Below are 23845 nucleotides of genomic sequence, written 5' to 3' on the forward strand. Positions count from 1 at the left end.
GGAGACAGCCTTTTTTATTTCCGTCGCCTCAAAGAAACTGAACACATAGGGTGAACGTCTAACTAGAAAGGAAGGAGGTTTTATTATGAAAATCACAACCAAATTGCCACAGTATCTTGAAAATGTACATGTCGAGTTGATAAAAAATGAATGGGTTCCCCTGAAAGAACCACAGAGCTTGGGCAGGGCAACTCTTTTATCGATTCCTTTCATGCTGATTAATGCATTCATTGCCTATGGGATCATCTTTATTTTTTCGCCAATAACCTTTCAGGAATTGGGACTGACATCCGGTTCTTTTTCCATATCCATCGACTTACGTGCGATTTTGTTTCTACTCGGATTGGTTATTTTTCATGAATGCTTGCATTTGATTTTTATCCCCAATTTCATGAGATCAGAAAAAACATGGATGGGGCTTACCTTGTTTGGAGGGTTTGTCGCAACGGAAGAAAAGATTCCAAAATCAAGATACATACTGATTACCATCGCCCCATTCATTATCCTGTCGGTTATGTTGCCATTTCTTCTAGGTTTTTTTGGACTGTTCACTGCCATGTTGAAATTTTTGATTTTGATAAACGCTATCGCTTCATCAGTCGATATGTTGAATCTATTCCTGGTGATGAAGCAAGTTCCGAAACAGGCGATCTTGATCAGTAACGGACAAAAGACGTATTGGAAAGCGCTCGGAAACGATTAAAGCCAAAGAAGAAGCAACGAACAAATAAGCATAAATACCGCATTTAGCGCCATGACGGGCTCATGTTTTGCCCGGAAAAGATGGGCATGGATAGCCCCAAGCATGAGGATGGCGAACAGGATGCAAGCGTGTGTTAATACTCCAGGAAACCAAAAGGAGCTAATCACACCGATAACTCCGACCAACTCAAGTGAGGCAATCACGTCCATGAACCAAAGTGGGTAGCCATATTCCTTCCAGTGCTGGAGCATAGAGCTTGCGCGTAAAAACTTCAGTAACAGAGAGAGGGAAAACATCAAAGCCAACATCAGTGAAAGAATCATGATGAATGTGTTCAACCGTTTACACTCCTTCGGTCATTCGAAATCCATTGCCTTACGAGGAGTATAATGGGAGTGATCCCTACAATATGTAGTCCAGCCTACAGTGAGCAGGAGGAAGTACATCGTGATCGAAAAGGAGAAGCTTTTATCCCGCATCAATTTGTTTCAGTCGTTAAGTGCAGCGGAGCTAGCCCAATTGGAACCGGCGACTCCTATGGAAGTGGTCAAAAAAGGAACGCTAATTTCCTCCCCTCACATGGAGCAGAAAAGGCTGTTTTTGATCAAGGCTGGGAAGGTTCGTTTATACAAGCTTTCGGCTGACGGCAAAGAGCTAACGATTGATTTGCTCGGGACAGGGCATGTGTTTGGCGAGATCGGCTCGTTTACGATTAGTTCAACCAATATGTACGCCGAAGCGTGGGAAGATTCGGTGATTTGTTCGATTGATAAAGGACAATTTGAGGAGCTGATGCTAGAGAAACCGAGGCTTGCCTTGCATTTTATCGAGATTGTCTCGAATCGTTTGCAAGAGGTTGAAGAAATGATGGAGCTCATGGCGTATGGAAGTGTCCGACAGCGTCTTCTGTATTTGCTGGGCAAGCTGTCCGAGAAATATGGGGGAAAAAGCCAGGCTGATGAACCAGAATGGATCGAGCTGGCAGTGAACCTGACGCATCAAGAGCTGGCGACGATGATGGGGTGTATTCGTGAGACCGTAACAGAAACGTTCCATGAGATAACAGTAGAAGGCATGGTGAAGAAGGCGGGATTGCGCAAGCCGTTATGGGTGCATCGGGAGCGATTGAGAGAAGCGCTTGCCCCTCACTCATTCACAAACGTATTCTTCACTCGTTTGGACAAGCGGAAATAGGGAATCCAGATCATCGCGGTGATGCAAGTATGAAGCAAACTTAGTCCCGATTGCGTGACAAACTGAATGGTGTCTCCGAAAAGACTGTCAAAGCTCGCCCAAGCCAATAAATCAATCATGTTCAATGTGATATAAAAAAGAATCAGGCCAATAAATAAATGTGGAGCACGTTTCTTTTTTTGGAAATAGAAAACGAGAAGGGTCAATGAAAATACGAGTAACCCTATCTCTAACAAAATGTTGCCGTAGTAATACAAAGTGAATGACAGGCTTTGCTCCATAAACGGTGCGAGCCCTTCAATTGCTTCAGCATGATCTTGAAATATGCCGATAACGGATGCAAGCAAGGAAAGTGGGCTGAGAACGACAATAATGGTCGGCCAGATTAACCAGCCGCCCAATCCTTTTGGCTTCGTTACAGTTGCTTCTGTTTGGACATTCATTCGTGTTTTCTTACCTCTCTGATCAGAATGATATCGATACTAGATAATGGTATATAATCAAAGAGGTAAGGTCAATTGCAAGAATTACGATTTTTGCGAAGGAAGTTGGCAAGAGTTAATCCCAAAGATACGATAGAAGAAGCATTGTTTGGTCAAGGCTGTATACAGGAGCGGAATGCCGATCAACGAAAGGTATTGATAGCCTCCTTGAAAGAAGAACAAGGACAGAAAGGCTAATCCAGCAACGAAACGAAACATTTGATCAAAACGACCGACGTTTTTCATTCTTATCCCTCCGGTTATGGTGTTTGTGATTGATGAGACTTATTGTACCGGAGTACTTTTTGGTTGCATGTAACAAAGTCACATAACGCGAAGGTTTTTCCCAAAACAAACGCCAAGCAGAAGGGGAGAAAAGCATGAACCAAATCCGTTACCATCGCAGAAAATACACACACGGACCTACACCAATCGAAAGAATGGAGCGACTGTCCAAGGAGTTAGGTGGTCCGAGCATCTCTATCAAGCGAGACGACATGCTTGGTTTGACAGCAGGGGGAAACAAGACGCGAAAGCTGGAGTATTTGGTGGCAGAGGCAATCGAGCAAGGGGCAGACACGTTGATTACATGTGGAGCTGTCCAATCCAATCACTGCCGGTTGACTCTGGCGGCGGCAGTTCGCGAAGGTCTGCACTGCCAGCTCGTGCTATCCGCGCCTGAGACGGGGGACTACCAACCGCAAGCGAGTGGCAATCATCTGTTGTTCCACTTGCTCGGAGCAGAAAAAATCGAGGTCATTCCCGCAGAGGCAGATTTGCTTGCAGCTATGGAAGAGCTCGCTGAAAGTCTGCGAAAACAAGGCAGAAAACCATATCTGATCCCGGTAGGAGGCTCCAACGAAGTCGGGTCTTTGGGGTACATGGCGTGTGCAGAAGAAATCGAGCAACAGGCTTGGGAAACGATGACTCCATACGATTATGTCGTGACGGCAACGGGAAGTGGCGGTACGCAAGCCGGTCTGCTTGCCGGTTTTATGGCGCGTCAGTCCAACACAAAAGTAATCGGGATCAATGTCAGCCGAGATCGGGCTGCACAAGAAGCCAAGGTGATGGGGTTGCTGTGCAGTACTGCTGCACGGATCGGTTTGCAAGGGGACATACGAGCAGAAGCTGTGCTTTGCGACGACAGATTTGTCGGGCCAGGCTATGCGATTCCGACGGATGGCATGATCGAAGCCGTTCGGCTGGTCGCTCGGACAGAGGGAATTTTACTCGATCCTGTCTATACCGGAAAGGCGATGGCAGGGTTGATCGGCTTGATTCGCGAAGGGCATTTTACCAAGAGTGATCACGTATTGTTCCTGCATACAGGTGGTTCCCCAGCGCTGTATACCGTTCCGCAGCTGTTTTTGCCATCCAAATAGCGTAGCAGGCAGCGGTAGTCTAGGATGTACTTTCACGTCCATAGCTACCGCTGTCTTTTTATAGGAAAGCTGACAGACTTAGTGCTTCACAGTGACTTGGTCTGCCACAACATCGGGGGTGTCTGCCTGCTGCATCAGCATACGCATGGAAAAGACGATTCCTAGTGTGGCCGTTACCAAAAGACCTGCCAATACAAGGTAGCCGACTGATGCGCCGGTTGAATCTAGTATGAGAGTAAATAGAGCGAGTAATAACAGCCGCATGCATGTACCAATCGACCGAAAGAAGCTCAGGACCCTGCCCATAAAACGATTAGGTAGCAGTTCCATATAGATGGTCTGTCGGATCAGTCTGGTTGATACATTGCACCAGCCCATAAACGCAGAGAGCAACACAAAAACCGAGCCCATTGGGATCACAACGGTCATTACAAGAGCAATCGCCATCAAGATGAAATTCCCTACCATATAAGGAAAAGCACCGATTTTTCCACGAAACCAGGTAAGAAGAAATCCCGCCAGCACTGCGCCTATGGAATACGTAACCTCTCCCATGGAATAGATCGCCACATCTTCCCCCAAAACTTGGCTAACAAAGATAGGGTTAAGCAGGTTCGTCAGCATAACGGCGAGGAATGGTATCAGCGCAGCAATTCCGAATACGATAAACCCTCGTTTTTCTTTGATATAGATCCAGCTTTGCTGAAATTGTGACACCCAGGATGTTCGGAGATATTTTTCTACTTGTTTTTCTTGTGTATACACATAATCGATTCCGGTTAAGGAGAGAAAAGCGATCAGATAGGTCAAAGTGTTAAGGATCAACACTATATGTAGTCCGTATTTCCCCAATAGCAAACCTGCGAAAGCTCCTGCGAGGACCAAAGCGGTCTGGTTTTGAATTTCCAGGGTAGAATTGATCACATTGTAGTGCTTTTGCTCAAAGGTTTCCTGTATGAAGGCTGACTGTGTAGGTTCGTGAACCTGAAACATGAACATCGACGCCAAAAAAACGAGTACCATCATCCACTCTTGATAAGTCCCCCAAAATCCCCAAGCTGCTACAAGAGCGAGAACCGAGAAGCCTCCTAGCTGTTCCAGCTGTAGAATGGCCTTGCGGGAAAAGCGGTCAATCAATGTACCAAAATAAGGTCCGATGAGCAGTGTCATTATCGAGGAGAGAAGCATAGTGGAACCAAGTAGGCTGGCTGAGCCTGTGGATTCTACCAAATACCAAGATATCCCGATCATGGTCATCCCCTGGCCAAAGCCTGAAAACAAATTGGAAAGAAACAGCTTGCGAAAATTGCGATTGCGAAAAATCTCGTTCACTCTCCTCACTCCCTTTTCCATAATAGGCCAGATGAGTAGCCCTATTACAAACATAAAGGAGCCTGATTATTCACGAGGGTCACCCTTCATCAATAATCAGGCTCCGGGAAGTTCCGAGAGCTCTTTTATGGAATCTTATACCATAAATCGTATCACTTTTTTCTTAAGTTAGCAATATGGAGAACCAAGCGTTACTTTTTCAAGATACCTAAATATTCACGCCAAGGTCCAACATCCGCCGTGTACCGCTTGGCCAAGACCCGCACAATCTGCGCCATATGGGTTAAATCGTGAACCACCCATGAAGAGAGCAGCTCTCTTGCCTTGACTACGCCAAATGCAGGGTGTATCCCTGTTAATTCGAGATTCTTTTCCAGTTCTACGAGTGCTTGTAATTTTGCGAGATTTTCTGTTCGAAGTGTTTTGAATTCCTGGAGCTTTTGTGCGAACGACCTTTCGGAAGTCTCATGTAAGTGAGAGAAACGGTCAAAAGGAGGAAAGGGTTTGCTTTCCCCATACTGAAGAATCATTTCGAGCCGCGGGAGCCAATTCGTTTTCTCAGCCTGGGTCAAGTGCTCGATTACTTCGGTGGCATTCCAGGTTGCATCCCCTTCGTTGTCTTGCAACCATCCATCCGATAAGCCCACTAAAAAATACTCCAATGTTTGCGGTGTACGCTCCAGAACCTCAATCGCTTGTTTCAGATTAAAATTCATCGTACGACTCCTTTCGGTATGGAAACCCGTAGTATTCTCCCAGCATTTCTCTTTCGTTTCGCGTAGTCCTGCCCATTTTGTGTGGCGAAGGGTGGATTTGTGCCAGAGAATACGTATAGAATGGTCGTAGGCAAGGTTCGATAAATAGAGGGCAGAGGTTGGATTGATGGATGTTTAAAATCGGCGTGGTGGGTCCCAAGCAATCGGTAGAGAGAATTCTTGCGGTTGCCAAGGAATTCGATGAAGGGATGAATTTTATTCCCTATATCTATACAGAAACAAAAGAAACAGAAAAAATCGTCTTGGAAAATGACCAGTACGTGGATCATTGGCTATTTTCGGGACCACTTCCGTACTTGATTGCCAAAAATGTCCTGTACGATGAAAAGCGGATGGAACATATTTTTCCGACGGAATCCAGTATCTATAAAGGCTTTTTGGAAATGGTGTACACACGGGGAGAGCTTTTGGATCGGGTCAGTGTAGATATGCTCTCATCTACGAAGTTCATGGAAGATTCGCTGTACAACAGCAGCATATCCGTGAGCCAACTATACATGAAGATATTTGAGGTTACGATTGATCCGCAAGAGCTGCTGGCATTTCATCTCGATTTATGGAACAAGAAAAAGATTGATGCTGCGATGACCTGCTATCCAACCGTCTATCAATCGTTAGTAGATGCTGGTATCCCGGCCTATTGGATTTCTCCTAGTAATATGGACATTCATCAAACAGTCCGCGTGTTTGTCGAGAAAGTACGCACATCCTACTTTAAGGATACACAAATCGGGATCGAAATGATCGAGGTCGAGCAATTCGACAGAATCAAGGAAAGCGCGAAGACCCCCTATCATTTGCAATATCTGGAACTGCGAATAAAAGAAGCCTTGATCAAGCTGTGCGAGCAAGTGGATGGATCGCTTTTGGAGCAAGGTAATGGCAGATACGTCATCTTCAGTACGCGCGGAACCATTCACAGGGAGATTCCTACCTTGCAAAACACCGTAGAGTTTTTGGCGAAGGAAGCGGATACGACGGTCGCGGTCGGAATCGGGTTCGGAGAGACTGCGTTTGCAGCCGAGATGAATGCCCACCGAGCCCTGCGCCAATCAATGGAAAAAGCTACACGAGATATCGTCATGATTCAGGATGACGGAACGATCGTAGAGTGGGTCGGTCAGGAAGAGGAGCTCATCTACTCGTATCGTGCCGACGATGATGAGATTTTGGAAAAGCTGAAAAAAGGGAACATCAGCGTCAAAAGCTATAAAAAGCTCGATGCCTTGCTGCAAAAAATGGGTTGGACCGATTTCACGACAAAGGATCTGGCCAAGTATTTGCAAATGAGCGAGCGAAATGCACAGCGAATCGTCGCGGATTTGTGCGCCGTTGAGCTGGCGGAAAGCTCCGGGGAAGAATCGCAATCAACGCGAGGAAGACCCACCAAACGATACCGACTTTTGTAAGCACCCTGCTACGGGTGCTTTTTTCATTGCCGAGAAATCAAACTGTTAAAAAAAAACGTTGCCAATAGTCTCAACATTTCGTAGAGTATATATTACGACATGTCGTAATATATGCGGTAAATAAGGGAGCTGGACCATATTTGCGCGGATCGTCAGCCATCGAACGAGATGAATGCGCTTTCGCCAAAATGAAAGACTAGCTTAGTAATGCATCTAGAAGGAGGTATCCACACATATGGTATCAGCACGCACGAGAAACTGGATTTTAGCGCTACTCTTTTTGGGCTGGGCATTAGGGAACCTGGATCGATACGTCATGAACTATGCCATTTTGTCGATCACAGAAGACTTGCAGCTTAGTGCTTCATCCACGGGATTATTGCTCAGTAGTTTTTTTGCTGGCTATGCACTCATGCAAATGCCTGGAGGCTGGCTGGCAGACCGGTTTGGTTCCAGGAAAGTACTCATCGCATCCGTTGTCATGTGGTCTATTTTTACAGGATTGACCGGAGCTGCTTGGTCTTTGGCTTCGATGATCCTTATCCGCTTTCTGTTCGGGATTGGTGAAGGTGGCTTCCAACCAGCCAGCTCGAAGATTATCGCCACGATTTTTCCTGTAAAGGAACGCTCGCGAGCAATGTCTGTGATGCTCTCCTCTAGTGCCATTGTTGGGCTTTTCTCCCCGATTTTATCCGTTTGGATGATTCAAAATATGGGCTGGCGAACCATGTTCGTCGTCATTGGTGCAGTTGGTGCCGTGATTGCTTTCCTGTACTGGCGCCATATTAAACTTCCGCAAGATGAGTCTACAACGAATACAATGAATGGCTCCGAGCAACCAAAAAGCTCCGTGTCCTTGTTGTTAAAAACGCCTTTGCTATGGAGTCTGTTAATCGCTTACTTTAGCATTTATGCAGTAAACTGGGGTCTTGTAACCTGGATGCCGACTTACTTGAGCAAGGTACGCGGACTGGATATGATTTCGCTCGGCTGGCTGCAAACGATTCCAGGCTTCGCTACGTTGGTCGGTATTTATGTGAGCGGCTATGTACTGGACAAGCTGCCAAAAGGTCGCGAAAAAATTATTGGCAGTCTCTCCTGTGTGGTAGTCGCAGTGCTCTTGTACTTCATGTTTACCGCTTCGAGCGTGACGATGTTTATTACGTACCAAGCAATTGTGTCGCTGTTCCTTTCCTTTGTGATCATTCTGTTGCCATCTGTTGTCCTGAAAAATCTTCCGGCTGCCGTAGCGGGAACAGGGATGGGCATCGTGAATACAGGTGGACAGCTAGCTGGCTTTATCACGCCAATGGCAATTGGTTTTATTGTAGAAGCGTTTAACGGTTCATTTGATGCAGCGTTCTGGATGCTGATCGGCTTCGCGGTCATTTGCATTGGCGCACTATTATCGTTGAACTATGAAAAAGGCGAGCTGTTGCAGCAAAACGCCGACAGTGCATCCGCCTGAACACTTAGAGAAAGGAGCGTATGAAATGAACAGAACCGAGATCATTTCTGCGTTAATTGAACAAAAAAGAGACGCGCTTATTCGCGTTAGCGATAAAATTTGGGAAACACCAGAAATTTACTTCGAGGAGCATCGTTCTGCCGAGTACTTGTGTCAAGCTTTGGCAGCAGAGGGCTTTGAAGTGGAGAAAGGAATCGCTGGACTGGGGACTGGCTTTGTTGCCAGCTTTGGAAACGGCAAGCCTGTCGTAGCCATCCTGGGCGAGTACGACGCACTGGCAGGTTTGAGCCAGAAAAAAGGCGCGATCAACCATGATCCGATTGTGACTGATGGTCATGGGCATGGATGTGGACATAATCTCTTAGGTGCCGGCGCACTGGCAGCAGCGGTTGCTGTTAAAGATTACATGGAGAAAACAGGCTTAACAGGAACGGTCCGTTATTTCGGGTGTCCAGCTGAAGAAGCTGGCTCTGGGAAAGCGTATTTGGCTAGGGCAGGCATGTTTGCTGACGTAGATTTTGCGCTCTCCTGGCATCCTGCGACAGCGCCAAGCATCATGAACATCAGCTCGCTTGCGAATTACTCTGTTCGTTTTCAGTTCCACGGAAAAAGCGCACATGCAGCAGCAGCACCGCATTTGGGACGAAGTGCGTTGGATGCGGTCGAACTGATGAATGTCGGCGTGAACTACATGAGAGAGCATATGATTCCGGAAGCACGGGTTCACTACGCGATTACGAATACAGGCGGAATTTCGCCAAACGTCGTCCAGCCGTTTGCAGAGGTCGTGTACTTGATTCGCGCTCCGAAAAAGCAGCAAGTGAAGGAACTGTATGAAAGAGTTTACGACATCGCACGAGGAGCCGCCTTGATGACGGGAACCACCATGGAAGCGGTGTTTGAGGGGACAGCTTCTGATCTGGTGCCGAATACGGTATTGGCGAAGCTCATGCACAAAAATCTGGTTGAAGTCGGCGTGCCTACGTACGATGAAGCAGATCAGCAATATGCCAAACAAATTCAGGCAACGTTAACAGCCGAGGATATGAGGGCTTCGTTGTTCGGGTTGGATCGTGAAACAGCGAAGCAACTGAAGGACAAAGCGATTGCGGATGTGATCGGGCCACTTTCTACGCACGAGTTTACGCTTGCTGGGTCTACGGACGTGGGAGATGTCAGCTGGCAGGTTCCGACGATGCAATGCATGACGACATGCTGGGCACTGGGAACACCTTTCCATACGTGGCAGGTCGTCTCGCAGGGGGCTATGCCAATTGCACACAAAGGGATGCTGCAAGCAGGTAAAGTTATGGCTGCTACAGCGATCGAGGCAATGGAAAACCCGGCACTGATTGAACAGGCAAAAGCCGAATTGCAGGAACGTTTGGAAGGGGAAGAATACTTCTCGCTCATTCCGGACGATGTTCAACCACCTCAAAAAGCGTAAATCGAAGGTGAAAAGGAAGTTGGTTAGACAAGTGGCGCAGCAAACAAGAACGATCGAGACAGACTGCTTGGAACAATGGATCGAGCAATATCGTGGGGAGTCCAGTAAGGGCAAATGCGCTGCATATATCCCTGCTTTGAAAGAGGCTGACCCAACACAGCTAGGGATTTGTGTGATGGGACCAGATGGACAAATTAGCAGGGCTGGCAACTACGATGCTCCTTTCACCCTGCAAAGCATTTCCAAAGTCATCAGCTTTCTGGCAGGATGTAAGCACCACGGGATTGCAAATGTATTGGAGCAGGTGGATGTAGAGCCTACTGGAGACGCATTTGATTCGATGGTTCGGCTGGAAATGCACAAGCCAGGAAGGCCTTTTAATCCCATGATCAATGCGGGAGCCATTACGGTGTCTTCCTTGTTGCAGGGGAACGGAGTCCAGGAAAAATTTCGCTCTTTTCAAGACATGGTCGAGGGCATGACAGGACGCAAGCATCAGATCAACGAGGAAGTCTATCACTCCGAGTGGCAAACAGCCAACCGCAATCGCTCCCTCGCCTACTATCTCGCAGCTACTGGCTTTTTGGCCTGTCCGGTAGAGGATGCTTTGGACGTGTACATCCGGCAATGCTCACTCGAGGTAACGGCAGAGGACATCGCGAAAATTGGCTTGATCCTGGCGCATGATGGCTATGATCCGGTACGCAAGGAACAGCTTTTCGAAAAAGAGCTGGCTCGCGTGACCAAAGCACTGATGGTTACATGTGGCATGTACAACGCTTCCGGCAATTTTGCTGCTTTTGTGGGTGTGCCAGCGAAAAGCGGCGTGTCAGGAGGCATTATGGTTGCCGTCCCTCCGCGTGGGCGTTCTGGGGAGCTGCCTTTTGCTGGCGGCTGCGGAATCGGTGTGTATGGCCCTGCTATTGACCAGTACGGAAACAGCGTAGCAGGGGTAGCGCTGCTCAAGCATATGGCAAGTGCGTGGGATTTGACGATCTATTAAAAAGAAATGGCTAGAGATCACAGATCATGTCTGGATCTTTAGCCATTTCTTTTTGTCCATTGTACCTTGATTCATTTATAAACAACTATTTACTCAAGGAAATTGTCATTGTTCCTCTTATTCCTTTACCAGCACTTTGGTTTGTGTGAAGTACAATTTTATTAAAACCATTTGGAATGGATGTATTAGGATAATTGTAATTTTGACCTGAACCAGGTATAGGAATTTCTTTTCGCAATGTTGAACCTTGATAAAATTGGAGTACCGCTGGTTCACTAGAAGAATTTGCGGTTCCTGCTATAGAAATACGGCTGTTAATTGTATTACCATTCCAAAGAGTTTGTGAAAAAGGATAACCATCCGGAGCATAAAGGTAGTATGGGCCTGAAAATAAATTTACAGGAGTTTGAACTGGAACAAACTCAATCCGATCAATAAACAGATTACCCTGCGTTTGACTGGTGTATTGTCCGAGACGTACATCGATCTCTCCTAAAGGTAGGGAGATAGGATCAGGAAGAGATATTGTAAGCAACCTATAGTTTCCATTTTGTCCTGGCACGTATCCTTGATCTTGAACGTTTTTGGTACTTGGAAATGTAAAATTACCGCCTTGAAGACTCTGATTTCCTGCATTAACTGATTGCCAAATATCAATGCTTGAATCTGAAGGGTTTGCATAACGTACACGAATGTGATACTGACCAGCTAGTTTATTTGTAATAGGTACAATGAGGGAAGGTCCCAGTGGAAGTTGAACCGCGTTGGTCCCGTTCAATCTTTCCTGTACAACGTTAAGTGAGCTCCCATCCTCAATATAACCTTTTTCAGCTGGAATTCCTTTAATCGTAACTACTCCTGTTGTTGGATCTGATTGGCCTATGACATTTTCGGAATATAGATTTTTGAAAACAAAGGCATTTATCACTGCATCTTGGCCACCCAGCTCATCTGTCCATGGAAAGACAAAATGAACTTTATGGTTATCAGGTGCTACAACTCTCTTGTCATATCCATATTCTCCTCCATTGGTAATACTAGTCCCATCTGCAAAATCCATCATGATTCCAACATACGGACTCATAACCCGTGGTGTTACTCCAATTAAAGGATTGTCTCTTGATATGTTGATAGGGTCATTTGCAGTTCCACCGGAACCGCCGTAAGTATATGTTTGTGATTGATTGTATCCTCTATCTAATACTTGTTGAATCTGATCCACTCGATCCCATGTTCTCGTTGAAATTTGAGTCAGTTCACCAGGGAAATTTCCATACAGGTACGTACTTGGATCACCAGCGGATGGATAGCCTCTCCAATCAAACCTTCCTACTAGATCAGAAAATAAGAATCTCGTTTGTTCTATATCTGTTTGTGCCGAGTAAACTTCCGGACTGTCATTAGTAGGCCATTTATCAAAAGTAGGCCATAATGCAGCAATATCAAACCCATATAATGTTGACGTGTAGATAAAGCCAGCGGTACTAATTTGACTAGATTTATCATCCTGTATGTTTTGTAACCCTGTTGTAAAAAGAGTACGAACATTCTCGCTATGCTTCACGATCCACTGTTTTAGATAAGTCAGAAAGTTAGTTTTATCTGAATCACTAATTCCCCAATCTGTTTGTTTAGAAATGGCCTCCTTTAAAAGGCCTAGATGCATGGTTGCTGCTTGAACATATAAAGGAAGTGCATAAGCTGCATAGTCTTTTAGTGTAAATTGGGGTATATCATGAACGAATTGGAGGTGAATCGTATTAACTGTGCTCCCTATAGTGGAGGTCTTCGGATCGGTTAAATTCTTGACTTCTGTAGCTAAAACATCTAGTTCATTTTTCCAACCTTGTAGCAGTGCCTCTAATTTGTTCAATGTGTCTGTTGTTAACGCTTGGTTAATTAAATCTTGAATCTGCTGACGCAAAATATCAAATAAATCGGGTTGTGAGGGGGGCCAAATTAAATCCATAATAGGAATAAAAAAGCCTATTACAGGCCCTACAAAAGGAACAAAGGAAGAAGCATAGCTCAATATAGTCGTGACTAAGGCACGATAATCGATATTATTGTCTGTTGCAAGCAGAAGGTAATCTTGTGTAATTTGTCCATTGTAAACATCATGCCAAACATCTTTTAATAATTGCTCCCAATCCAATCCGTCTGCTTTGTTAGATAGATTGTTCAACTGTTGATAAGCAGATGTCGATAGTGTGTTATAAGGACCAGTTGATAAAAGGTTTTTTTCCTGCATTGCATAATTCCCCCTTCTTTCATAAATAAAAAATACGTTGGCTAATTTCCTAATTTTAACATTTCGGTATATATTCGTATAGTTTCCGCTTTAATAGGACTTCGATGCATTCCGATAGCAATCTTTCGTTGGAAAATAGACAAAGTGACTCCAATCCCATACGCAAACAGCAACATACAGTCGCTGGCTTTCATTGGCAAAAAAAAGAACCTGTGACATACTGGAGCTATCACGGTCATCGGAGGAAATCAACATGGTAGATGTGGTTGCATGTGGCGAGTTATTGATTGATTTTACACCTGTACAGCAGAAGGAAAAGCCAGGCAGCGCTGCATTTGAGCAAAACCCTGGAGGAGCACCTGCCAATGTACTTGCCGCTTTGTCGCGCTTTGGGAAGCGGACTTCCTTTATCGGTGCGGTGGGAAACGATGTGTTTGGGCGGTTTTTACAACAGACCTTGAACCGACAGAATATTGGCACAGAAGGTCTCGTACTCACGGAGGAAGCGCCTACGACGTTGGCGTTTGTCCATCTCGATGAGACAGGCGATCGTTCTTTTCACTTTTACCGCAATCCGGGTGCAGACATGATGCTGCGGGAGCAAGACGTGAACGAGGCGCTGATTGCACAGGCAGCCATTTTTCATTTTGGTACGTTGTCTTTGACGCAAGAGCCAGCCAGATCAGCAACCTGGAAAGCAGTCGAATACGCGAAAAAGCATCAGCGGCTCCTTTCATTTGACCCGAATATTCGAGCGTCCTTATGGGCTGATCTGGAGGAAGCGAAGGCTATGGCCCTCAAAGGCATGGCGCAGGCTGATATCGTCAAGCTTTCCGAGGAAGAGCTGGCTTTTCTCATGAGGAGCGAGGACGTCATAGAAGCGACAGCGTGGATGCTTGCGCAATATGATCTGCAAGCTGTTTTTGTCACGTTGGGGGAAAAGGGATGTTTTTACCGTATTCGAAATCACTTCGGTATAGTCGGTGGATTTCAAGTAACCGCGATCGATACGACTGGAGCGGGAGACGCGTTTGTGGGCGCGCTGCTCTATCAGCTTCTTGAGGAGGGGGAAAGTATGCTGGATATCCCACAAGCGACGTTAGAGGGCATGGTTCGCTTTGCTAATGCCGCAGGTGCGCTCACGACAACGAGATCAGGTGCCATTCCCGCCATGCCTACGCTGTCTGAGGTCAAAAGCTTCATGGAAGCAGCACGGTAGGAGGGAAGAATCATGATATTTGTGGAGGTCATCCTGCCTGTCCTGCTCATTTTTCTTAGTGGCTATATTTTGCAGCGCATTTTCAAAATGGATTTGAAGCCGATCTCTTCCCTGGCGATTTACATCTTGTCGACGGCGCTCGTTTTTCGTACCTTTTACAAAACACAGCTCGACTTGCAATTATTTTATATCGTCGTGATTTCGCTGCTTCTGCTGGCTGCTCTCGTTGTGATTACGCAGTTGACGGCACGATTGTTCAAATACGACAAACAACAGGAAAGCGCACTGATGCTCGCGACCGCCTTCATGAACAGTGGCAACTACGGGACGCCGATTATTTTGTTCGCTTTCGGAGAGGCTGGCTTTACGTATGCGGTGCAAATTATGGTTTTCCATTCGATCATGATGGGCGTATTCGGCGTGTATTTTGCCTCCCGAGGAGGGAATGGGATGGGGACGGCCGTCAAGGCGATCTTCAAGCAGCCGTCCAATTACGCTGTGGTTCTCGCGATTTTGCTGCAACAGCTGCAAATCGTCATCCCGCAAAGCTACTATCAGGCGATTGATCTCGTTGCACAGGCGGCGATTCCAGTTGTGATGCTCATCTTGGGCATGCAGCTCGCCAATGTATCTACCAAAGCGCTAGAGTGGCAGGGACTCAGTGCTGCGAGTGTCATTCGGTTGGTGGCGTCACCGCTTTTGGCGTACCTCATCTGTCTGTTATTCCCGATTGATCCGCTGCTGCAAAAGGTGCTGGTCGTTCTGGCAGCCATGCCTTCTGCCGCAACTACTGCGATCTATGCGATCCAATTCAACATGCGTCCACAATTCGTCTCCAGCAGCGTGTTGGTTACGACGGTGATCAGTATAGGTACATTAACGTTTTTGCTGAACATTTTGCACTAAATAGGAGGAATAAACATGCACAAACAAGAGTTACTACGACTGTACGATCAAGAGATGAGAGTGGAGATGAACTATCCGAATGTTCGACGCGAAGAGACCGAGCATATTGTTCGCCACGTCTCTCTCTCAGATGAGCCGGGAACAGTCTTGTTTTCCCGAATGTCTGAGGCAAATGCAGAGGAGCTCATCGCACGCGAAATCGAGTATTTCTCAAGCCTTCAACAGTCTTTTGAATGGAAGCTGTTTGATTATGATCAGCCTGCGAATCTGCTCGAACGGTTGGAGGCGCATGGTTTTACAACAGGAGAGGAAGAAGCGCTGTTGGTCATGGATGTGGCGCAAGCAGAGGACATGCGAAGCCGTAGCATTCCTCCTGAGATTCGCCAAATCACCAATTCGGCAGGCATCGATGACATTATGCAACTGGAAGAGCAAGTATGGGGCAGTGCGAATCCGGAGTTGGCCGCGAGATTGAAAAAGGATTTGGCCGAAGATCCTAAGCACCTTCTCGTGTACGCGGCATACAGTGGCGATCAAGCGGTGAGCGCAGCGTGGATGTATCTACATGAGGGGACGTCCTTTGGCAGTCTGTGGGGAGGCTCAACGCTGCCTGCTTACCGGAATAAAGGCTACTATACGGCACTCGTAGCGATACGGGTACAAGTAGCGCACGAGCGTGGGTATCCGCTTTTGATGGTGGATGCGAGTCCGATGAGCCGACCGATTTTGGAGAAAAAAGGCTTTGAATTTCTCGCCTATACTTATCCATGTTTTTTTGAGTATAAATAGTATCGTGGAAAAGGAAGCTGCCCATTGCTCTGAGGGGCAGCTTTTGTAGTTGCAGATAGTCGCCTGTGTCACTATTATGAGAATAAGAATCATTTGCAAGATTATCCTACGTATGGTTAGGCAGGGAGAAGGTCATGGATCAAGCAACTGTACATTCCATATACGATAGCTATATTAATGCATTGCCCTCTACACAAAGTGATCGCATTGTGTCCGAAGCGAATCGGTATACACTGACGAATAATGATGGCTACTTTCGGAGAGTGATTCCTCGACCGGGATTGGAGCTGGTCGAATCCAGCTACTCCCTTCAGGAAAACCGCGTCATGGATTTACAGTCGCAGGCAGCCATGGTGGAGCTCAGCTTTTGCTTGGAGGGGAGTGGGGAGTTCGTCGTTTCGGGAAGTCAGCACGAGTTTTTGCCTGGGAGCTGTTCCCTTCAATTGATGAACGACTTTCATGCGCATTTTATGTACCGGGCAGATGTTCCTCATCGATCTGTTGGCATAGGTATTTCCGTAGAGCAATTTAATGAATGGGTGGCGGAAAGCGATGTGGGAGCAGCTTATTCGTTTCAAGGACTGCTTGGCAATCAGGCCTATCGTCTGTTTCGGATGCCGTTGCAACCGAATATGGCTCGGATGCTCCAGCAGTTGAACGATTTTTCATCTTCCCATTTGAAGTTGCGGAGATTGCATACGGAAGGCAAGATTCTTGAGATTGTGTCGTCGGCGCTGGATACGTTTTTGTTCGAGCGGGAAGAGAATCGACCGAGGTCACAGTTATCCCGGAGTGATCGGGAAAAGATTCACAACGCCCGTGACATTCTACTCGAAAATATGGAGTCTCCGCCTTCTCTGATTGAACTGGCTCGTATGGCACAGCTCAATGAATACAAGCTGAAGATCGGCTTCAAAGAAGAGTTCGGGACGAGTGTATTTGCCTATTTGCGGGAAAGGCGTTTGGAAAAAGCGCTTGGACTGCTGCGGGAGGGGAATCTGAATGTCAGTGAGGTTGCACTCATCGTAGGATTCTCCAACTTCAGTCATTTCTCCGAGGCGTTTCGCAAGCAGTATGGATGTAATCCTTCCGAAGTGAAGCGGGGGAGATTCGGCTAGTATTACAATCCGCCAAACCGTGAAATTCGTCATCCTCACTCCGTTTCCTCTCATCTAGGATTCATCGATCACGTATAGTAGAATGATACAAAAAAGGGAACAGAAGGTGTAAGCGATGTGCCGAAACATCAAAACCTTGTTCAACTTCGATCCACCCGCGACAGAAGATGAGATTGAAGCAGCAGCCCTGCAATTCGTGCGAAAGCTCTCGGGCTTCAACACGCCTTCGAAGGCAAATGAAGAGGCTTTTCACCGCGCGGTCCAAGAGGTCTCCGATGTTGCGAAAAATCTCTTGGATTCGCTGGTGACGAATGCAGAGCCACGCAATCGAGAAGTCGAAATCGAGCGTGCTCGCGCGAGAAACGCCAAACGGTTTGGCACGACAGAGTAGTGAGACGATAAAGACAAACAGTCTATTCTAGGGGCAGTCCATTAGGGCGACTGCCCATTTTTCTTATGCAGGAAAATCAATACGGGGGTGAGCCTATGGAGCGGTTACATGAGTTGAACGATTTGCTAAACAAATTGGAGGAGCGGCATATTTTTTATCGCTTGAGTAAAATTAGGAGCGAAAGCATCATGATTGAGGTAGCTGTCCCTGGTCAAAGATGGGAGATAGAGATGATGGAGGACGGTACGATAGAGATCGAAAAATTTATAAGTGACGGTGACATGTACGACGAGAAGGAGTTGGATGTACTGTTTCGGGACTTCTCTGATTAATTTATGGCACTATCCTCTGTTCAGTCAGAAATTTCAGCATCTTATCATCTTCTTATGAGATGATTTATCATTTCGCTACTATGTCTCTCTCCTGCAAATTATATTATCGTAGAGTGCAAAGGGGAGAGGATCATCATGGAGAAAGTGAACGTCGCACAACATCTATCACGCTTGCAAGATTCCTGGGGCTCTCTGGTTGTCGGAGAGATGAATGATACGTCTATTACGCTAGAGAAGCTGCAAGGTGAGTATCCTTGGCAACAAAATGACCAGAAAGATGAACTGCTGTTTGTCGTCAAAGGCAGACTGCTGCTGATGTACCACGAGCGTAATATATGGGTGGAAGCCGGAGAGTTTATCGTTGTGCCAAAGGGAGTTTCCTACAAGCTGTTTATCCCGAATGGCGATTGTCATCTACTGGCGATTGAACCGAAAAAATTTGCTGCTCTCAAGCGCTGCTCCTAAGACGATCAACATAGAAAATCGAGCGCTATTCGTTCGCGGATAGTGATGATATAGAGCTGTCAATCGACCGGTCACTTTCGTAGGCTGGACAATTGGTGGCTTTTTTGCTATTAATATATGTTCAAAAAGACTGCTTTTTGAGCTTCGGCTCATAGAAAAAAGTGTTGACTTATGCGTAATTTACTATGTAATAAATACAGATAGCTCCAACTCTTTTCGAGGTGATGAATGTTGGACGACGGCATATATGTATTGATTAAAAAAGGAGACCCCGAGCAGCTTCAGAAGCGTCAGTTTCTACATAAGGAAGAGTGTACGATTGGGAGACGGGGCCATCAATTACAACCAGACATTGCTTTTTCTAGTCCGTATATTTCCAGAAGGCATGCAGTGATACGGAAAATCAATAACCAATATACGATTTCTGATTTGCAAAGCAAGCACGGGACAGAAGTGAACGGAATGCCGATACAGCAAGCACCGCATTTTCTTTATCACGGTGATCATATTACGCTGGCTAGAGGCGTGGTAGAGATGATATTTTTCGCAGAGGGTAGCGAGATGGATGTGACGCGGGAGTTCTCATTCCCTTTGATAATTCCAAAAGAAACTACCTCTACTTCCGGCTTGGTCATCAATCTGGAACGCAGAGAAATTCGTCTCGATGGCGCGAGAATCCATTTGACCGGAAAAGATATGGACTTGCTCATGCTTCTGTACCAACGTGCGAATCAGGCGGTCAGCTATGATGAAATCATGGTACTGGTCTGGCCGGAGCGGTTGCTGAATGCGGAGAGCAGCGTCCCGGATGTTGGGCGAGCCGAGATCAACGCTCTCGTTTATCGCTTGCGTAAGCGGCTGGGCAGATATGGTGAGAACGTCACCACGATCCCGCGCTTCGGTTACATGTGGGAAGAATAGTAAGCAGTACGACAGACACAGGATGAATTTCCTGTGTTTTTTTTGCATTTGATGTAACTGTCTGACACTTATCATCGTCCTATGAGAATAGTCTCATCTTGCCATCATATTTTTTCCATATATTATGGTACCCGACTGTAATATCGTGTGATAGGGAAGGTGAACGACTAGTGAAAAAGACATGGATAGTATTTTGGACGGTTTTTGTCATTGTTCTTTCAGGGTTTTTCTATCTTTTCTGGGACTTTTGGAAGGACACCACGCAGTCGGATGGCGAGAGGGCAAAGGTAGCATTCACCGCGTATACGACAAAGTGGAGAGAACAGAAATTCTCTGACATGTACGAGCAGCTTTCTTTACATACAAAAAAGACCATTAGTAAAGATGAATTCGTTTCGCGTTACCAAAACATTTACGGTGGAATCGAGGCCAAAGCGATTGCGGTCGAGCCGATGTACAATGGCGACGTCATCCTAGGGGAGGATGGGCAGATCAACTTTCATTACCGGCTGACGATGGAAACGTTCATTGAACCGATTTCCTTTACAGGGAAAGCAACGCTTGTCAAAGAAACGCAGAATGACTTGGAGGACTGGTACATTCATTGGAATCCTTCTTTTATTCTTCCAGAAATGAAAGAAGGGGACAAAGTAAGAGCCAATACGGTGTATCCCAAACGAGGTGAAATCACGGATCGGGCAGGGCGTCCATTGGCAACAGAGCGTGTCGTGGTAGATATCGGGATAAATCCGGGAGAATGGAGCCAGGCTTCCCAGACCGGGAAAATGGAGGTCAGCAAGCTTTTGCACATTCCGTTGGATGACCTCACCTCGAAGGTCCAAGCTACGACAAGCAAGTCGACCAAGTTTATCCGGATCGCCACGTTGCCGCAGGACGATGCACGCATCAAACAATTAGAGAAAACAGAAGGGCTCAAATTGCACAAAAAGAAAGTCCGCTACTATCCTTATCAGGACGCGACTGCCCATCTGGTTGGCTATGTAGGAGCGATCAGTCAGGAAGAGTACGAGAAGCGAAAGGATCAGGGCTATAAAACGTCTGATGTGATTGGCAAATCAGGACTGGAACAGATTTTTGAGGAGCAGCTAAGAGGGAGTGCAGGTGGGCGTATCGTCATTACGAATGCAGATGGTACGGAAAAAAAGACCGTGGCGGAACGCTTCGCCAAGCAAGGACAGCCACTGGCATTAACCATAGATGCTGAAGTACAAAAGACGATTTACCAGGAGCTGAAAAACGAAGCAGGCACGGCTGCGGCGATTTCACCAAAGACCGGGGAAATACTGGCCCTCGTCAATTCTCCGTCTTTTGATCCGAATGCGTTTGTGCTTGGTATGTCGGCAACAGAATGGAAGCAAATGAATGAAAACCCGCAAAAGCCGCTTCTCAATCGATTCGCGCGCGGGTTTGCGCCGGGCTCCACCTTCAAGCCGATCACGGCAGCGATTGGCCTTGCGTCAAAAGCGATTACCCCTACGGACAGTATCCACGTCCGTGGACTGCATTGGCAAAAGGATACGTCCTGGGGTGGATACGAGGTAACGCGGGTCAGTGATTACGGGGGACCTGTCAATTTGGAAAAAGCATTGGTGTACTCCGACAATATTTATTTTGCGAAAGCGGCGCTCTCCATGGGGGAGGAGCCATTCGTGAAAAAGAGCGAGTTGTTTGGGTTCCATGAAGCTCTCCCGATTCCATATCCACTGGACAAATCGAAGCTGTATAACGACAGTTTCAAAAACGAGATTCAATTGGCAGACTCCGGTTACGGTCAGGGCGAGGTAACGATGACACCGCTACACCTCGCGTTGGTGTACAGTGCTTTTGCAAATGACGGAAATATCATTTATCCATCACTGTTGCAGGAAGACAAAAAAGGCGGGTATTGGAAGACGAATGTCATACCTGCTGATGTGGCGAGCACGGTGAAGCAGCATTTGATACAGGTTATGGAAGACCCGCGTGGCACCGGACGAGGAGCACGGGTGCCTGGTATTCGCATGGCGGGCAAGACTGGAACAGCTGAGCTGAAACAGAAAAAGGGCGAGATCGGGTTGGAAAACGGATGGTACGCCGTTTTTAATGTAGATGATCCGCGTTTGCTGGTTACCATGATGATCGAAGATGTCCGTGGTCGGGGTGGCAGTCATGTACTCGATGCACGTATTAAACGGATTTTCACGAAGGTACTGAAAGAGTAGGGAGAGTAAGGATGAAGGAAGCAAAAAGTGATCGTTTAAAACGACTGCAAATCGTCTATATCGTCGTATTCCTTATGTTTGTGGCAATTATTTTGAGATTAGCGCAAATCCAAATCCAGCAAGGGAGCGATTATGCAAATGAGCTGGCAGATAGATCGTATAAAAAAGATTACATTTCCGCTATGCGAGGAAACATTTATGACCGCAACGGGTATGTCATTGCCGAAAGTCGGCCTTCCCATCTCGCTGTCTTCCGTGAACAAGAGGTCATGGGGAAGAAAGCGTACTTTGCCCTGGTGGAAAAGCTGGAGAAAATACTGAGCGTCGACAAGGCCACGCTGTTAAAAAAGATGGATGTCGGCTATGCCTACGAGAAAGGCAATTATGTGGAAGCGGCACGACAATTGCCGCGCTATTTGGAAAAAGAGCTGAAGGTGGATTTGACGGATAAAGAAATCGCAGTGCTGGGTGAGCATCGCGGCGAATTGCCGGGGATTGAAGTGGTGACAAAACCGATCAGGAAATACGATCCCAAGCAAATCGCCGTACAGGCGGTCGGGTATGTCCGGCCCTTTCATATTGCTGAAAATGTGAAGCTCGCCTCCTACAAGGATGAGAGCACGCGGTATTTGCCGAACCAGTTAGTTGGGTTCGATGGGATTGAGCTATCTTACGAAAAAGAGCTTCGCGGGAGCAATGGGTACCGGATGTATGAGGTCGCAGCAAATCAGACGGTTGTCAAGCAAGTGGAGGAAGTTCCGTCCGTCCCAGGCAATCATGTGTATCTCACCATTGATCAACGGGTCCAGCTAGATATCCGGGATTCGATCCGAGAGTTTCTTCCGAAGATGCGTGCATCCATCCCTGAGGCGAGGGCAGCAAAGGGAGCGTACGTCGTGGCAGTCGAGGTCAAGACAGGCAAGGTCGTCGCGATGGTCAGTTATCCGGAATACGATCCAAACGTATGGATTGAGGGGCCGGATCAAAAAACGTATGACGAGATCAAGCTGGCGGTGACGAATGGTACGATTCGGGAAGCGCCATACGATACGAGGCCATTAACGGGCGAGGCAGCGATTCAGGAGAGCTACAAGCACCCGGGTTCCATTGTGCCATCAGGGTCTGTCCTCAAGCCGATTACGGTATTGCTTGGTTTGCAGGAAGGTATCATCTCTCCCTCCGATCGTTGGAATGATGGAGGGGTGTATCACTATGGACGTGGAACAGACCGGATTAAGAACGACAGTTCCAAAGCGCATGGCATAATTACCCCTGCGATTTCCCTGCAAAAGTCATCGAATACGTACATGGCGAGAATCGGGGAGGAATTGTCCCGCCGAAAAGGAAAAGAGTCAGCGGCCGTGCTGCAATCGTACTATCACGCATTCGGGTTAGGGGTTCAGACTGGCGTGGATTTGCCGAATGAAAACAAGGGCAAAGAAGACTATTTGGTGATGGATGAAAACTATGGACCATTAGCAGCGATGGTGCAAGCTTCCTTCGGGCAGCAAGTTCGGGCAACGACGATGCAATTGGCACAGTTTGCGGCGACATTAGCGAATAAAGGCGTTCGTTTGCAGCCGCAGATGGTAGATAAGATCACAGACGCAGAAGGAAAACTGGTGAAAACGTACACGCCAAAAACCATGAGTACCTTTCCTCACCCAGATAAATATTGGGACATTCTAGAGCAAGGCATGGTGCTGGTGACGAAGCCAGGGGGGACGGCAGTCCGTGCGTATGAAGGAATGCCGTTTCAGGTAGCTGCAAAGACAGGAACATCTGAGCAAGATATTTATGTACCGGTGACGGTGACAGATGAGAAAACCGGACAGAAAAAGACAAGATGGAAAATGCACCGCCGCATTACGAATGGTGTGAGCATTTCGTATGCCCCAGTCGACGATCCTGTCCTGGCAGTAGCCGTAATCGTTCCTGAGGGTGGTTATGGGGGAAGATCAGCTGCGATTATTTCACGTTCCGTATACGATGTGTATGACAAGCATATCGGATTTAAGAGATAAAAATAGGC

Annotated in this window: 23 protein-coding genes; 17 read left to right on the forward strand and 6 right to left on the reverse strand. The window is 46.9% G+C overall.

Annotated elements, in window-relative coordinates; translation table 11 throughout:
* Positions 1 to 85: 85 nt before the first annotated feature.
* Positions 86 to 703, forward strand: a complete 618-nt coding sequence (locus tag HPY28_RS24185) for a DUF3267 domain-containing protein (RefSeq protein WP_174231567.1) — start codon at positions 86 to 88, stop codon at positions 701 to 703.
* Here the strand turns inward: HPY28_RS24185 and HPY28_RS24190 are convergent.
* On the reverse strand, positions 700 to 1041 hold the full coding sequence (locus HPY28_RS24190) for a DoxX family protein (protein WP_174231568.1): 342 nt from the start codon (positions 1039 to 1041) through the stop codon (positions 700 to 702). The two genes, HPY28_RS24185 and HPY28_RS24190, sit on opposite strands and share 4 nt — an antisense overlap.
* 109 nt (positions 1042 to 1150) lie before the next feature.
* Between HPY28_RS24190 and HPY28_RS24195 the strand changes: the two genes are divergently transcribed.
* Positions 1151 to 1897 carry a Crp/Fnr family transcriptional regulator gene (locus HPY28_RS24195; protein ID WP_174231569.1) on the forward strand — a complete coding sequence of 249 codons (747 nt, stop codon included), beginning with the start codon at positions 1151 to 1153 and terminating at the stop codon, positions 1895 to 1897.
* Here the strand turns inward: HPY28_RS24195 and HPY28_RS24200 are convergent.
* Together HPY28_RS24200 and HPY28_RS24205 are read right to left on the reverse strand one after the other, a co-directional pair.
* Entirely contained in the window at positions 1849 to 2340 is a 492-nt protein-coding gene (locus tag HPY28_RS24200; protein ID WP_017251286.1) for a DUF2569 domain-containing protein, read from the reverse strand. The genes HPY28_RS24195 and HPY28_RS24200 overlap by 49 nt on opposite strands.
* An 84-nt stretch (positions 2341 to 2424) precedes the next feature.
* Positions 2425 to 2625 carry a YgaP family membrane protein gene (locus HPY28_RS24205; RefSeq protein WP_174231570.1) on the reverse strand — a complete coding sequence of 67 codons (201 nt, stop codon included), beginning with the start codon at positions 2623 to 2625 and terminating at the stop codon, positions 2425 to 2427.
* A 134-nt stretch (positions 2626 to 2759) separates the two neighbouring features.
* Here HPY28_RS24205 and cuyA point away from each other — a divergent pair, with 134 nt between their 5' ends.
* Positions 2760 to 3764, forward strand: a complete 1005-nt coding sequence (gene cuyA, locus HPY28_RS24210; RefSeq protein WP_017251284.1) for a D-cysteate sulfo-lyase — start codon at positions 2760 to 2762, stop codon at positions 3762 to 3764.
* Between the two features lie 78 nt (positions 3765 to 3842).
* On the opposite strand, the gene HPY28_RS24215 is transcribed toward cuyA, so the two are convergent.
* Positions 3843 to 5096, reverse strand: a complete 1254-nt coding sequence (locus HPY28_RS24215; RefSeq protein WP_174231571.1) for an MFS transporter — start codon at positions 5094 to 5096, stop codon at positions 3843 to 3845.
* Between the two features lie 191 nt (positions 5097 to 5287).
* On the reverse strand, positions 5288 to 5812 hold the full coding sequence (locus tag HPY28_RS24220) for a DinB family protein (RefSeq protein ID WP_017251282.1): 525 nt from the start codon (positions 5810 to 5812) through the stop codon (positions 5288 to 5290).
* Positions 5813 to 5982: 170 nt separating this feature from the next.
* On the opposite strand from HPY28_RS24220, the gene HPY28_RS24225 reads away from it, so the two are divergent.
* The 4 genes from HPY28_RS24225 (at position 5983) to HPY28_RS24240 (ending at position 11199) form a co-directional block, all read left to right on the forward strand.
* On the forward strand, positions 5983 to 7281 hold the full coding sequence (locus tag HPY28_RS24225) for a hypothetical protein (protein WP_174231572.1): 1299 nt from the start codon (positions 5983 to 5985) through the stop codon (positions 7279 to 7281).
* A 235-nt stretch (positions 7282 to 7516) separates the two neighbouring features.
* A complete protein-coding gene (locus HPY28_RS24230; protein ID WP_173622984.1) occupies positions 7517 to 8749 on the forward strand; it encodes an MFS transporter in 1233 nt (410 codons plus the stop codon).
* Positions 8750 to 8774: 25 nt separating this feature from the next.
* On the forward strand, positions 8775 to 10196 hold the full coding sequence (locus HPY28_RS24235; RefSeq protein ID WP_017251279.1) for a M20 family metallopeptidase: 1422 nt from the start codon (positions 8775 to 8777) through the stop codon (positions 10194 to 10196).
* Positions 10197 to 10215: 19 nt separating this feature from the next.
* Positions 10216 to 11199 (forward strand): glutaminase, encoded by a 984-nt coding sequence (locus tag HPY28_RS24240; protein ID WP_217444888.1) that lies wholly within the window; start codon positions 10216 to 10218, stop codon positions 11197 to 11199.
* Between the two features lie 85 nt (positions 11200 to 11284).
* On the opposite strand, the gene HPY28_RS24245 is transcribed toward HPY28_RS24240, so the two are convergent.
* Positions 11285 to 13450 carry an insecticidal delta-endotoxin Cry8Ea1 family protein gene (locus HPY28_RS24245; protein WP_174231573.1) on the reverse strand — a complete coding sequence of 722 codons (2166 nt, stop codon included), beginning with the start codon at positions 13448 to 13450 and terminating at the stop codon, positions 11285 to 11287.
* 253 nt (positions 13451 to 13703) lie between these two features.
* On the opposite strand from HPY28_RS24245, the gene HPY28_RS24250 reads away from it, so the two are divergent.
* From HPY28_RS24250 to HPY28_RS24295, 10 genes are all read left to right on the forward strand, one after another.
* Positions 13704 to 14669, forward strand: coding sequence for a carbohydrate kinase family protein (locus HPY28_RS24250; protein ID WP_173622987.1), 966 nt, complete (start codon positions 13704 to 13706; stop codon positions 14667 to 14669).
* 12 nt (positions 14670 to 14681) lie between these two features.
* A complete protein-coding gene (locus HPY28_RS24255) occupies positions 14682 to 15575 on the forward strand; it encodes an AEC family transporter (RefSeq protein WP_017251275.1) in 894 nt (297 codons plus the stop codon).
* Positions 15576 to 15590: 15 nt separating this feature from the next.
* The gene (locus HPY28_RS24260) at positions 15591 to 16364 is read left to right on the forward strand and encodes a GNAT family N-acetyltransferase (protein WP_173622988.1); all 774 of its coding nucleotides are present in this window, start codon (positions 15591 to 15593) and stop codon (positions 16362 to 16364) included.
* Positions 16365 to 16498: 134 nt separating this feature from the next.
* Entirely contained in the window at positions 16499 to 17482 is a 984-nt protein-coding gene (locus tag HPY28_RS24265; protein WP_173622989.1) for a helix-turn-helix transcriptional regulator, read from the forward strand.
* 115 nt (positions 17483 to 17597) lie between these two features.
* Positions 17598 to 17873, forward strand: a complete 276-nt coding sequence (locus HPY28_RS24270; RefSeq protein WP_173620594.1) for a DUF2277 domain-containing protein — start codon at positions 17598 to 17600, stop codon at positions 17871 to 17873.
* 95 nt (positions 17874 to 17968) lie between these two features.
* Entirely contained in the window at positions 17969 to 18205 is a 237-nt protein-coding gene (locus HPY28_RS24275) for a hypothetical protein (protein WP_069848545.1), read from the forward strand.
* Positions 18206 to 18340: 135 nt separating this feature from the next.
* Positions 18341 to 18670 (forward strand): cupin domain-containing protein, encoded by a 330-nt coding sequence (locus HPY28_RS24280; RefSeq protein WP_173622990.1) that lies wholly within the window; start codon positions 18341 to 18343, stop codon positions 18668 to 18670.
* A 228-nt stretch (positions 18671 to 18898) separates the two neighbouring features.
* Positions 18899 to 19591, forward strand: a complete 693-nt coding sequence (locus HPY28_RS24285; protein WP_174231574.1) for an FHA domain-containing protein — start codon at positions 18899 to 18901, stop codon at positions 19589 to 19591.
* Positions 19592 to 19761: 170 nt separating this feature from the next.
* A complete protein-coding gene (locus HPY28_RS24290) occupies positions 19762 to 21813 on the forward strand; it encodes a penicillin-binding transpeptidase domain-containing protein (RefSeq protein ID WP_174231575.1) in 2052 nt (683 codons plus the stop codon).
* Positions 21814 to 21824: 11 nt separating this feature from the next.
* Complete coding sequence (locus HPY28_RS24295; RefSeq protein ID WP_174231576.1) at positions 21825 to 23837, forward strand: peptidoglycan D,D-transpeptidase FtsI family protein; 2013 nt, start codon at positions 21825 to 21827, stop codon at positions 23835 to 23837.
* Positions 23838 to 23845 lie beyond the last annotated feature (8 nt).

It is taken from the genome of Brevibacillus sp. HB1.2 (assembly GCF_013332495.1).
GTDB classification, from domain to species: domain Bacteria; phylum Bacillota; class Bacilli; order Brevibacillales; family Brevibacillaceae; genus Brevibacillus; species Brevibacillus porteri.

Excerpts from the sequence above, each read along its gene's own strand:
- HPY28_RS24225 (WP_174231572.1), top strand. The coding sequence starts at position 5,983 with ATGTTTAAAATCGGCGTGGTGGGTCCCAAGCAATCGGTAGAGAGAATT.
- HPY28_RS24205 (WP_174231570.1), bottom strand. The coding sequence starts at position 2,625 with ATGAAAAACGTCGGTCGTTTTGATCAAATGTTTCGTTTCGTTGCTGGA.
- HPY28_RS24285 (WP_174231574.1), top strand. The coding sequence starts at position 18,899 with ATGTTGGACGACGGCATATATGTATTGATTAAAAAAGGAGACCCCGAG.
- HPY28_RS24295 (WP_174231576.1), top strand. The coding sequence starts at position 21,825 with ATGAAGGAAGCAAAAAGTGATCGTTTAAAACGACTGCAAATCGTCTAT.
- HPY28_RS24185 (WP_174231567.1), top strand. The coding sequence starts at position 86 with ATGAAAATCACAACCAAATTGCCACAGTATCTTGAAAATGTACATGTC.
- HPY28_RS24235 (WP_017251279.1), top strand. The coding sequence starts at position 8,775 with ATGAACAGAACCGAGATCATTTCTGCGTTAATTGAACAAAAAAGAGAC.
- HPY28_RS24230 (WP_173622984.1), top strand. The coding sequence starts at position 7,517 with ATGGTATCAGCACGCACGAGAAACTGGATTTTAGCGCTACTCTTTTTG.
- HPY28_RS24255 (WP_017251275.1), top strand. The coding sequence starts at position 14,682 with ATGATATTTGTGGAGGTCATCCTGCCTGTCCTGCTCATTTTTCTTAGT.
- HPY28_RS24275 (WP_069848545.1), top strand. The coding sequence starts at position 17,969 with ATGGAGCGGTTACATGAGTTGAACGATTTGCTAAACAAATTGGAGGAG.
- HPY28_RS24250 (WP_173622987.1), top strand. The coding sequence starts at position 13,704 with ATGGTAGATGTGGTTGCATGTGGCGAGTTATTGATTGATTTTACACCT.
- HPY28_RS24200 (WP_017251286.1), bottom strand. The coding sequence starts at position 2,340 with ATGAATGTCCAAACAGAAGCAACTGTAACGAAGCCAAAAGGATTGGGC.
- HPY28_RS24270 (WP_173620594.1), top strand. The coding sequence starts at position 17,598 with ATGTGCCGAAACATCAAAACCTTGTTCAACTTCGATCCACCCGCGACA.
- HPY28_RS24260 (WP_173622988.1), top strand. The coding sequence starts at position 15,591 with ATGCACAAACAAGAGTTACTACGACTGTACGATCAAGAGATGAGAGTG.
- HPY28_RS24280 (WP_173622990.1), top strand. The coding sequence starts at position 18,341 with ATGGAGAAAGTGAACGTCGCACAACATCTATCACGCTTGCAAGATTCC.
- cuyA (WP_017251284.1), top strand. The coding sequence starts at position 2,760 with ATGAACCAAATCCGTTACCATCGCAGAAAATACACACACGGACCTACA.
- HPY28_RS24220 (WP_017251282.1), bottom strand. The coding sequence starts at position 5,812 with ATGAATTTTAATCTGAAACAAGCGATTGAGGTTCTGGAGCGTACACCG.
- HPY28_RS24245 (WP_174231573.1), bottom strand. The coding sequence starts at position 13,450 with ATGCAGGAAAAAAACCTTTTATCAACTGGTCCTTATAACACACTATCG.
- HPY28_RS24265 (WP_173622989.1), top strand. The coding sequence starts at position 16,499 with ATGGATCAAGCAACTGTACATTCCATATACGATAGCTATATTAATGCA.